Here is a 10867-nt window from a genome sequence, read left to right as displayed (position 1 = left end):
GACAGTTCCAGGCACGTGTCAGCCACTACAAACGACGCGGTTACACACCACCAGAAGCCAACAAACCATCACAGAAAACACCGTTGCAGTACTAGCCCACCCGCCCGAACACCGGCCCGAGCACCAACTCCGCAGCCCCCTCGGCAACCCCGACCTCGGCCAGCCCCACCTGAACCACCCCAGCCCCGGCCCCAGCCCCGGCCCCGGCCCCGGCCCCGGCCAACGCCCCTCGCCCCACGAGCACCCTCCGCACGCCCTCCACGAACACCTCCGGCGCCCCGGCCACCACCCGACCTCCCAGGACCACCCGTTCCACATCCAGCAAAGCCACCAGATTCGCCACCCCCTCCCCCACGATCCTCGCGGCCTCCGCCAGATCCCCCCGCTCCACCGCCGCCAGGCACAACACCTCCGCGCACCCCCGCGCACCGCACCGGCACGGCGGCCCGTCCAGGCGCAGCACCTGGTGTCCGAACTCCCCCGCCCCCGAACGCCCGCCCCGGTAGACCTCCCCACCCAGCCGCAGCCCGGCCCCGAGCCCGGTCCCGACGTGCACGTACACCGAGCTACCGCCTACCCCGGCCCCGGCCCCGACCCCAGAACCCCCGGCCACCACGGCAGCCGCAGCCGCAGCCGCACCCGCATTCGTGTCCTTGTCCAGCAGGACCGGTACTCCCAACCGCCCCGCCAGCACCTCCCGCAACGGAAACCCCTCCCACATCGGAAAGCCCGTCACCCGGCCCATCACCCCCGCCCGGTGGTCCAACGGCCCCGGCGCCGCCACGCCCACCCCGAGCAACGGCTGCCCGCCCGCTTCCCCGGCCCGCGCGAGCGCCCGTACGCCCGCGAACGCCCCCACATCCGCCAGCGCCCGTACGACTTCCTCCACCACCGCGCCCGGACCCGCCCCGAAGTCCAGCGGCCCCGGGCTCTCCGCGACGACCGTGCCCGCCAGGTCCACCCGTACCGCCCGGAGCTCGTCACGGTCCAGGTGCACCCCGGCCGCGTACCGCGCCTCCGGGACCAGCCGGAGCAGGGTGCGCGGCTTGCCGCCGGTGGAGACGGCGCGACCCGCCTCCGCGACGAGCCCCTCCCCCGCCAGCCGGGCAGTGATCTTGCTGACGGCCTGCGGCGTGAGTCCCGTACGCGCGGCGAGTTCGGCTCGGCCCAGGCCGCCGGGCCCGGCCCCCCGCAGCAAGTCCAGCAGCAACGCCTCGTTGTGCCCGCGCAGCGCCGGAAGATTCACCCCACCGCGCCCGAGGCCATGCCCATGGCCGCGCCCGTCCCCGTTTCCCCTGTTCACCCTCCCATTCTCACCCCTCCTTGCACTTCGGCAACACTGTTGCCAAAGTGGAATCCATGAACGCCACCGCCCCCCGCACCCCCCACTCCGCCCCCCTCCGCGTCGGCCTCATCGGCTACGGACTCGCAGGTTTCGTCTTCCACGCCCCCCTCGTGGCCGCCACCGCCGGTCTCGTCCTCGACACCGTCGTGACCTCCGACCCCGGCCGCCAGGCGCAGGTCCTCGCCGAGTTCCCCGACGTCCGCATCGCCGCCTCGCCCGACGAACTGTGGAAGCGCGCGGGCGGCGACGAGCCCCTCGACCTCGTCGTCATCGCCTCGCCCAACCGGACCCACGTCGCCCTCGCGACGGCCGCGCTGACCGCGGGGATCCCCGTCGTCGTCGACAAGCCGCTGGCCGCCACCGCCGCCGAGGCGCGCGAGCTCGCCGCCCTCGCCGAGCGCACCGGAACCTTCCTGTCCGTTTTCCAGAACCGCCGCTGGGACAACGACTTCCTCACCGTCCGCCGCCTCCTCGCCGACGGCGAACTCGGCGAGGTCCAGCGCTTCGAGTCCCGCTTCGAGCGCTGGCGCCCCCAGCTCAAGGGCGGCTGGCGCGAGTCCGGCGCGCCGGAGGAGATCGGCGGCCTGCTCTACGACCTGGGCAGCCACGTCGTCGACCAGGCGCTGGTCCTGTTCGGCCCGACCGTGCGGGTGTACGCGGAGGCCGACGTGCGCCGACCGGGCGCCGAGGCCGACGACGACACCTTCATCGCCCTCACGCACGCGAACGGCGTCCGCTCCCACCTCTACGTCAGCGCCACCACCGCGCAGCTCGGCCCGCGCTTCCGCGTCCTCGGCTCGCGGGCCGGGTACGTCAAGTACGGCCTCGACCCGCAGGAGGGCGCCCTGCGCGAGGGCCTGCGTCCGGGCGCGGACGCGGCGTGGGGCGAGGAGCCGGAGCACATGTGGGGCCGCTTGGGCTCCGGGGCGTCCCCACTGACGGGCGGCGGAACCCCGGTCCGCACGGCCCCGGGCGACTACCCGGCGTACTACGCCGCCGTCGCCGCGGCCCTGCGCGACGGCGGGCCGGCGCCGGTCACGGCGTACGAGGCCGCGCACTGCCTCGAGGTCCTGGAGGCGGCCCGTACCTCTTCCCGGGACGGAGTGACCGTCGAGCTGTGAGCCAGCGCTCACAGGAATGAGAGCGTCCGGGGCGGACGACGATCTATCCTGCACGGATTGCCATCAATACGATCATGATGTGTGGAAAGAACGGAATCTCTGTGAAGCTGCCCCGGATCGCGTCGGTCGTCGCCGCCGCCGCGATAGCCCCGGCCGTCCTGCTGGCCTCGCCGGCCTTCGCCGCTGACGCCCCGTCGGCGTCCGGGCCGTCCACGCCGTCGGCCCCGACCGCTCCCGACCAGGCCCCGGAGGCCCGTCAAGCCACCGGGAATCCGGGAGAGAAGCCCGCCGAGGACCCGCAGGCCGCGCAGGACCGCGCCGCGATCGAGCTGATCCTGGCCGACCCGGCGAGCGGGCCCGGCGTGCGCGCGGCGGCCGAGAAGGGGCTCAAGGGGACGGCCGCTGACATGCGGCGCTTCCTGGAGGTCGTCTGGCAGGAGCAGCAGTACACCGACGACCGGGTACGGGTCGCCCAGATCCACAGCACCGGCGGCGTCGCCGTCAAGCGCGAGGCGGAAAAGGCCCTGCGGGCCGGCACCCACGCCGCGCTGAAGGAGTTCCTCACCACCGGGCAGCACAAGGCCCGGTACGAGGACGACCAGGTCGAGCTGTTCCGCATGCTGAACGGTGCGGGCTCGGGCATCCGCGAGGCCGTCCAGAAGCTCCTGCGCGACGGGACCGCGGAGCAGGTGCGCAAGTTCATCGAGGTCGACCAGCACGAGGTCCGCGCGAGCGACGACCGCGTCGAGCTGGCCCGCATGTACGACGCCGCCGGCCCGGGTCTGAAGGCGGCCATCCAGGCGCTCCTGCACGGGCACCCGTCCAACGCGGAGCTGCGCGAGTTCGTGAAGACCGGGCAGCACGCGCTGCGGGACGAGGACAACACCGTCCTGATCTGGTCGATGCTGAACAACCCCGGCCCCGAGCTGAAGAAGGCCGCCATCGCCGCCCTGAAGGGGACCCCCGCGGACCGGGCCGCGTTCCTGGCGACGGGCCAGCACGAGGCGCGCGCCAAGGACAAGGCCGCCGAGGAGGCGGCCGCCAAGGCGGAGCAGGAGAAGAAGGACAAGGAGAAGAACGGGGCGGCGGGCTCCGGTTCGACCGGTACGACGGGCACCACGGGCACGACGGGGACGACCACTCAGGTGACGGCCCAGGGCTCCGCCGGCAACGGCAACGTGACCGCGGCGGGCGGGTCCGCCGGGCTCGCGAACACCGGTGCCGGTTCCGAGAACGCCTGGTTCGCGGCCGGCAGCGCCGCCGCACTCGCCGCGGGCGCCGGCCTGGTGGTCGCGGGCCGCCGTCGCCGCCTCTCGACCGAAGGCTGATCGACACCTCGCCCGACCTGACGGAAGGGGGCGGGCTGCCCCTGGCGGCCCGCCCCCTCTTCGCGTCCTCGCGCGGTGCTACGCGCTCTTGAACTCCTGGCGCTGACGGCCCAGGCCGTCGATCTCCAGCTCCACGACGTCACCGGCCCGCAGGTACGGCTTCGGTTCCGGCTGGCCCATGGCCACACCGCCCGGCGTACCCGTGACGATGACGTCGCCCGGGTGGAGGGTCATGAACTGGCTCAGGTACCGCACGACCTCGCCGACCGGGAAGATCTGGTCCGCGGTGGTGCCGTCCTGCTTCAGCTCGCCGTTGACCCACAGCTTGACGTCCAGGACCTGCGGGTCCGGGATCTCGTCGGCGGTGACCAGCCACGGGCCGAGCGGGGTGAAGGTCTCGCAGTTCTTGCCCTTGTCCCAGGTGCCGCCGCGCTCGATCTGGAACTCGCGCTCCGAGACGTCGTTGACCAGCAGGTACCCGCCGACGTGCGCGAGGCCCTCCTCGGCGGAGGCCAGGTAGCGGGCGGTGCTGCCGATGACGACGCCGAGCTCGGCCTCCCAGTCGGTCTTCACGCTGCCGCGCGGGATCAGCACGGTGTCGTCCGGGCCCACCACGGTGTCGGCGGCCTTCAGGAACAGGATCGGCTCGGCCGGCGGCTCCGCGCCGATCTCGGCCGCGTGCCCGAAGTAGTTCAGCCCGATGCCCACGATCTTGCCGATGCGGCCGACCGGCGCGCCGATCCGCAGTCCTTCGGCGCCCAGAACCGGGAGCTCGCCCGCCTCGGCCGCGTCCCTGACCCGGGAGAGCACGGAGTCCTCGGCCAGGAGAGCGCCGTCCACATCCGTGATCAGGCCGGACAGGTCACGCAGGGTGCCGTCCTGGTCGAGCAGCGCGGGGCGCTCCGACCCGACGGGTCCGACACGCAGCAGCTTCATGGGCATTCTCCCGTGGTCGTGGGTGGTCGGCGCACGGGCGGGCCCGGGCGCCGGCCGATGGGTTGCGGCCATCGGAGGATTGGCTGATCCTCCAAGATGTCCGATCAATCCGCAAGACCCTGTTCACGGACTGGAACGCCGCCCTCCAGACCCCTGACCGGCAGACCCTCCGCCCCGGCCGTCTCCAGCCCCTCCATCGGCCGCCTGCCCGACCGTCCGGCCGGCCGCCCTCCTGACCGCCCGACCGGCCGCCCTGCCGACCATCCGGCCGGCCGCCGGACCGACAGCCGCGTCGGCCGTCCCGACGGCCGCTCCGCCGGCCCCGCCGCGCGACTGCAGCCAGGCCCGCTCTGCCACCGACCACGCGGTGGTGGTCAGCAGGTACAGCCCGGCCGCCAGCGGCACCAGGGCAGCGGTGATCAGCGTCCCGAACGACAGCAACGGCAGCAGCCCGCCCACCTTCCGCACGGCCTCCTCCTGCTCAGCGCTCAACCCACCGCGACCGACCCCCGTGCGGGTCGCGGCTCCGCTCACGGCCGCCGCGTCGGCTGCTTCGGCCGCGGCCTGCGCCGCCCCGGCGGCGGCCCGGCGCCCCCGTACGGCACTCCACGCCGCCACCGCCCCGATCGCCGCGAACAACCCGAGGAACACCAGCCCCTGCGCCCCGAACGGTCCCCCCTCCCCCAGCGCCTCGCTCCACCGCGCACCCAGCGGCGCGGCGAACAGCCGGTGGGCGAGCAGTTCCTCCCCCGAGGAGAAGGCCTGGTACATCAGGAAGAACACCGGCAGCTGCAGCAGCACCGGCAGGCACCCCGCCGCCGGGGTCGCCCCACGGAACGCGGCCCGGCTCAGCGGATGCAGCGCGAGCCGCACGAGCACGGTGAACAGAACGATCGCGGCAGCGGTCGCGGACTCGGCCAGTACCGGTTCGAGCAGCCGGCCCAGCTCTCCAACAAGATGGGTGAAAAAGGACATGCGGTCCCTCCGAAAGGTCTCGTCGACGTCGAAAGAGAGGCACGGCGAGGCCAAGGTCAGGCCAAGCCGGCATTCGGCGTGACGGCCCACGAGGGGCGGCAACGGTGATCAGACAAGCAGGAGGTACGCCGTACGCGTACCCCCGCGCCCTACGCGGCCGTCGGGACCGGACGGCCGGGCGCCCTGGGCCGCGACCGGCCCGACGCGTCGGGATCGCGCTGCGGCAGGAACGCCGTGCGCTGCTCGCGATCACGGATCGCGGTGCGTATGCGGTGCGGCGGCACGGGCCGTGCCAGGCGCGCCGCGGCGGCCAGCGCCTCGGCGCCCACGGCGACGGTCGCGGCGAGTGCGACGACGGCCGCCACCACACCCAGCCCGCCCTCCCCGGCGAACAGAGCGAGGACTCCCCCGAGCCCCACCAGCACCCACACCGGCATCAGCACCAGCGGCGGCCGGGCGAACAGCAGGAGGAAGCGCCGAGCCATACGGACCTCCCCCTTCCGCTCCCCAGCGCGAACCCCCGTACGGGATCGGCTCGTTGCCCTCGATCGTAACCGGTCCCACCGACGATCCACCGGGCTCAGGGCTTCAAGGTCCCCCAGACCACCAGCCGGTACTTGGAGGTGTACTCGGGCGTGCAGGTGGTGAGCGTGATGTAGGCACCGGGCTCGCCGTACCCGTACTCCGGCTTCACCAGGCTCCGCGGCACGGGCGCGATCACCCCGACGTCCCGCTCGGTGGTCTCGCCGAGCACCTTCCCGACGACGTACGTGTACCGCCGCCCCCGAACCTCCACGACCAGTTCGTCCCCGGCCCGCAGCCGGTTGATGTGGCGGAAGGGCTCCCCGTGCGTGTTGCGGTGCCCGGCCAGCGCGAAGTTCCCCTGCTGACCGGGCCGCGCCGTCCCCGGGTACTGCCCGGCGTACCCCTTGTCGAGCACCGCCCGCTTGTCGATCCCCTGCGCGACCGGCACGCTCAGCCCGAGCCGGGGGATCCGCAGCACGGCGTACGCCCGGTCCCGGGCCGGCGGCTCGGGCTTGCCGGCCGGGGCCCGGGCCGGCGGCTCGGAAACCCTGGCGGAGGGCTCGGGCGACGAGCCGCCGTCCGCGGCCCCCGACGGCGCCGCGGAGGCGGCCGGGCCGGCCGGCTCCGCCGAAGGATCGTACGGAGCGTCCGGCGCCCGGGCCCAATCGCTCTCCAGCGCCCTGACCTGCTCCTGCGCGGCGGCGACGGCCTGCCGGTTGGTCCACCACACCTGGTGGGCCACCAGCAACAGGACCACCACCCCCACGGTGACGGTCAGCTCGGCGGCCGCCCACAGCACGCCCGCGAGACCGGCCCGGCGCGCCCGCCGGCCGCTCCCGTGAACCACCACAGGTATGTGATCCCGCACGGGCGGCACCTTAAGTCCTCCCCCGTCAACTGACCAGCAGCAGTACCGTGTGATCCATGCGCCCTGACACGCCTGCCGAGCACATCGCCGAAGCCGAGCGCCTCATCCGCACGGCGACCCGCTATCCCGAGGACCAGGAGCCCTTGCTCCTCCAGGCCGCTGCCCACCTGGAGTTGGCAGACGCCCGGGACCGCGCCAGCGCGCTGTACGACCAGCTCCTCTCCGCCTCACCGGCCAACCTTCACCTGATCAAGGCCCTGCAGGCGGCGAACCTCTGGGAGTACGGCCACGAACCGGAGGCCCGCGCCCTGATCTCCGGCATCCGCACGGCCTCCCCCAAGGACCCGGCGCCCTGGGAGGTCATCTCGGAAACCCTCGAGGCCCACGACGAGCTCGAGGCCGCCCACGACTGCTTCACCGAGGCGGCGACCCTCCTGATCGCGGAGGACGACCCGCTCACCCCGGCCACCACCGCCCTCCTGACGGGCCGCCACCGTGTCCGCCGCCTCCTCGGACGCCCGCACGACGACTGGGACATGGTCGCCGACACCCGACACATCGGCCCGATCCCGCTCGACGAACTGCACGACCCCAAGCGCATCTGGGCCCTCGGCTCCGACGACCCGGCGGAACTCCGCGCCGAGATCGCCCGCCTCCGAGCGGAACTGGGCGACCGCCGCGCCGCGCTCTCCCGCCCCTTCCCGGTGGCGATCCTGCACTGGCCCGCCCGTGAACTGGCGGAACTCGTCACCTCGTACCCGACGCTCGCCACGGAGTACCCCTCGCACGAGGCGCACCTGCGGGAGATCGAGACCTCCCTGCGCGCCCTCGCCGCCTCGGGCACGACGAACCTGGGCATCGTGACAGCCAGCGTCCCGTCGTACGAGGCGTTCGCCGCCTCGGAACGCACCTCCCCGGCCTCCCCGTCCCTCCTCGCGGAATACGCCACGACCCTGGCCGCCCGCGGCAAGGCCACCCCCTGGCCCCCCACCCCGACGAACCCCTGCTGGTGCACCTCGGGCAAGCCGTACGCGGAATGCCACGGCACCCACATCCGCTAGCTGGTGCTGTGCCCCGTCGAGGCGCCGTCGAGGCGACCTCGGCCGTTCCCTAGAGCTCCAGCGGCAACCCCAGTTGCTGATGGCCGCGGGCCAGCGCGGTGGGTGGGGTGGGGCGGTGGGCGGTGAGGGTCAGGAGGGTGCGCAGGGCTGCGAGGACTTCGGTGGGGGTGTCGCGGAGCATCGAGGGGGTGGCGCTGATCACCAGGATGCCGTGGGATTCCAGACGGAGGCGGCGGCGGAGGGTGGCGTGCCAGGCGTCGCGGGTGTAGTGGTACTCCGCTGAGTCGATCTCCAGGGCCACGCCCTCGTCGGGCCAGTAGGCGTCCGGGCTGGCCAGGAAGGTGCCGTCCGGGGTGGAGAGGCGGGCGTTCCACAAGGGGGTCGGGAGGTCCGTCGCCGTGAGGACGTCGCGGGCTTGGGCCTCGGCGATCGAGCGGACTCCGGCCAGGAGCTCGGAGGCGGCGGCGCGGACCGCCGGGCGGGTGAGGAGGCGGGCGGCGCGCAGTTCGGCGTGCAGGTCCTGCGGATGGCACCAGCCGGCCTGGACCACGTGCGCGAGGGTCGAGCGGATGCGGTCGGCGTCGGTCGCGCGGGAGGCGAAGTCCGCCGCCGCGCGGACCGGGCGGGCGCACGGGATGCCGCGGACCGTGATCGTGCGCGGCCAGCGGGAGGTGGGGAGCGGGCGGACCTCGGGGGTACCGGTCAGTCGGCGCGGAGCGCGGATGAGGACGTCCGCCGGGGTGGTGGCGGGGCCGTACGGGGCTTCGCGGATGCCGAGGAGCGCGAGGGCGGCGCCGCCGGTGAGGGCGGCCGTGTCGCCGGAGAGCGGGTCCGCGGCGGGCTCGGCGGCGTAGAGCACGGCGGCGAGGGCGCGTTGGCGCTGGTCCGGGGGGCCGGTCTGGAGGAGGTAGACCCGCGGCAGCAGGCGCTGCCAGGGGCCGCCGGGCCGGGTCCGCGAGGTGATCGTGCCATCGGGCACGCCGGCGGCGGCGAGCTGCTGCCGCGTGGCCAGGTTCAGCTGACGCCGGGGCGCGGGGGTCCGACCGGCCTGCGGGGGTGGGTGCGGCTGCCGACCGTGCCGGATCGGGTGGCTCAGCCCGGGTCGCTGATCGTGGCCGCCGGGCCTGGGCGAGTCCGGCTGGGCGGGGTACCGGCCGGGGTGGGGCTGCTGGAGTTCCCCCGTCCCGTGGGGCTTTCCCGGGAGGCGCTCGGGGGTGGGCTGCCGGGGGCCGGTGGGGTGTTGTCGGTGCGCGGGCGGCCGTGGCCGGTCGGGGCGTTGTCCTCGTTCGGGAGGGGGCGCGTCGTGGCCGGGTCGGTGAGGGGGGTGGCTCCGGCCCGTTCGGTGCGCGGGCGCCGTACGGCCGGACCGGGCGGGGCCCGCTCCGTGCGGCCGGTCGGGGGCTTGGGGGGCGCGGGGTGTGATCATGCCGCGGGTATGCCCCACCGTGGCGGGGCGGACACCCTCAGCGGCCGGGGTGGTCCGGCGAGAGGAAGACGATCACGCCCGTCTCCGTGCCCGGGCGGGCCTGGAGCTCGTGCCAGCCCAGGCGGCGGTACGTGGCCACGTTGTCGGTGGCCAGCCGGGAGGTCAGCAGCCAGGCCCGGCGGTCCGGGGCGTCCTGTGTGATCTCCGTGAGCAGGGCACGGCCCGTGCCGCGGCCGCGGGCGTAGGGGCGTACGGCGAGCTCGTCTATCTCCAGCGCGCCGGTCAGGAGCTCCCGTACGCGCTCGCGCCCCAGCTGCGCGGTGACCTGCGCGTAGGCCCGGTTCTTCGGAAAGGCCGCCGGCGTGATCCAACCCGTGGCGAAGCCGTCGATGCCGGTCGAGGACTGGGCGAGGGCCGTACGGAAGCCGGCGCGCCGGGCGTCCGCCGGTAGGCGGGCGGCGAACTGGCGAATGGTTTCTTCGTCCTCGTTCCACGGCGGGCCGGAGAAGACGTCGGCGTAGGCGTCGACCAGTTCGTCCGCGAGGTCGAGGACGGCCTGTCCGTAGCAGATCACGATGTCCGGGCTCCTGGGGCAGGGGGGATCGTTCCCTTGACGGTCCCTGTGGATGGGGAGAGTGAATGTATGCCCTTCGGGTTCCATCGCCGCACATCGCACGGATCCGGCGAGTGTGCGACAAATCCCCTCCCCGCCCTCCGTGTCGACAGGCCCGGCCCCCGCGTTGAGCAGCCGTGGACAGACTGCTTCGGGCGACCGGCCGGTGCGCGCTCGCCTTTCTCCTCGTGCTCGGCGTCGTGGCGCTGCTGCCGAGCGCCGTCCGGGACGCGGTGCCGGACGCGCTGATCGGCGGGGCCGTGGCCGTGGTGGTGTGGATCCTGGGCGGCCGCCGGATGGCCGGACGGCCGCGTTAGCCTCGTACGGCAGACAAGCTACTCATATGACCGGGAAGACCGAGGAGTTCGCATGGCGCGGGTACCGAGTTCCGTAGTGGCGGCCGCCGGGCTGGTCGGCGGCTACGCCGTCGCGCGGTGGACCAAGAAGCGGCCCCTGGGCGGTGTCGTCCTCGGCGCCGCCGGGCTCGCCGCCGGGCGCGAGTGGCACCGCCGCGGCGGAGTGCCTGCGGCGGCGGGGCTCGGCGCGCTGTACCTGGCCGGCTTCGCGGGCGCGCACCCGCTGGCGAAGAAGGTCGGCGCGTGGCCGGCCGTCGTCGGAGCCGCCGGGGTCGTGGCCGCCGCGTCCTGGGCCGTCGCCGACCGCGGCTGA

At 74.3% G+C, this 10867-nt stretch carries 11 protein-coding genes and 1 pseudogene; 5 read left to right on the top strand and 7 right to left on the bottom strand.

All coding sequences use genetic code 11. From position 1 onward, the window contains the following. Positions 1-91 precede the first annotated feature (91 nt). Positions 92-1303, bottom strand: a complete 1212-nt coding sequence (locus AC07FY_RS27090) for an ROK family protein (RefSeq protein ID WP_479011015.1) — start codon at positions 1301-1303, stop codon at positions 92-94. Between the two features lie 56 nt (positions 1304-1359). On the opposite strand from AC07FY_RS27090, the gene AC07FY_RS27085 reads away from it, so the two are divergent. After that, entirely contained in the window at positions 1360-2466 is a 1107-nt protein-coding gene (locus AC07FY_RS27085; protein ID WP_479011013.1) for a Gfo/Idh/MocA family oxidoreductase, read from the top strand. A 101-nt stretch (positions 2467-2567) separates the two neighbouring features. Then, positions 2568-3794: an ALF repeat-containing protein gene (locus tag AC07FY_RS27080; protein WP_479011011.1), complete on the top strand. Its 1227-nt coding sequence runs from the start codon at positions 2568-2570 to the stop codon at positions 3792-3794. 78 nt (positions 3795-3872) lie between these two features. Here the strand turns inward: AC07FY_RS27080 and AC07FY_RS27075 are convergent, their stop codons facing one another. From AC07FY_RS27075 to AC07FY_RS27060, 4 genes and pseudogenes are all read right to left on the bottom strand, one after another. After that, complete coding sequence (locus AC07FY_RS27075) at positions 3873-4730, bottom strand: fumarylacetoacetate hydrolase family protein (protein ID WP_479011008.1); 858 nt, start codon at positions 4728-4730, stop codon at positions 3873-3875. 339 nt (positions 4731-5069) lie between these two features. Next, positions 5070-5705, bottom strand: a pseudogene (locus tag AC07FY_RS27070) (YidC/Oxa1 family membrane protein insertase); the annotation flags it as partial. A 149-nt stretch (positions 5706-5854) separates the two neighbouring features. Next, positions 5855-6142, bottom strand: coding sequence for a DUF6412 domain-containing protein (locus tag AC07FY_RS27065; protein ID WP_479011045.1), 288 nt, complete (start codon positions 6140-6142; stop codon positions 5855-5857). 143 nt (positions 6143-6285) lie between these two features. Beyond that, complete coding sequence (locus AC07FY_RS27060; protein ID WP_479011005.1) at positions 6286-7077, bottom strand: class E sortase; 792 nt, start codon at positions 7075-7077, stop codon at positions 6286-6288. 77 nt (positions 7078-7154) lie between these two features. Here AC07FY_RS27060 and AC07FY_RS27055 point away from each other — a divergent pair, with 77 nt between their 5' ends. Continuing rightward, a complete protein-coding gene (locus AC07FY_RS27055; RefSeq protein WP_479011003.1) occupies positions 7155-8159 on the top strand; it encodes an SEC-C metal-binding domain-containing protein in 1005 nt (334 codons plus the stop codon). A gap of 49 nt (positions 8160-8208) precedes the next feature. Here AC07FY_RS27055 and AC07FY_RS27050 read toward each other — a convergent pair whose 3' ends face one another. Together AC07FY_RS27050 and AC07FY_RS27045 are read right to left on the bottom strand one after the other, a co-directional pair. Continuing rightward, positions 8209-9138 carry a hypothetical protein gene (locus tag AC07FY_RS27050; protein WP_479011001.1) on the bottom strand — a complete coding sequence of 310 codons (930 nt, stop codon included), beginning with the start codon at positions 9136-9138 and terminating at the stop codon, positions 8209-8211. A 484-nt stretch (positions 9139-9622) separates the two neighbouring features. Beyond that, the gene (locus tag AC07FY_RS27045) at positions 9623-10159 is read right to left on the bottom strand and encodes a GNAT family N-acetyltransferase (RefSeq protein ID WP_479010998.1); all 537 of its coding nucleotides are present in this window, start codon (positions 10157-10159) and stop codon (positions 9623-9625) included. Positions 10160-10335: 176 nt separating this feature from the next. Here AC07FY_RS27045 and AC07FY_RS27040 point away from each other — a divergent pair, with 176 nt between their 5' ends. Beyond that, complete coding sequence (locus AC07FY_RS27040; protein WP_479010995.1) at positions 10336-10515, top strand: hypothetical protein; 180 nt, start codon at positions 10336-10338, stop codon at positions 10513-10515. 52 nt (positions 10516-10567) lie between these two features. Then, on the top strand, positions 10568-10867 hold the full coding sequence (locus tag AC07FY_RS27035) for a hypothetical protein (protein WP_479010992.1): 300 nt from the start codon (positions 10568-10570) through the stop codon (positions 10865-10867).

The organism is Streptomyces sp. NPDC045967, from assembly GCF_056430495.1.
This window is presented reverse-complemented; position numbering and strand designations above follow the sequence as displayed.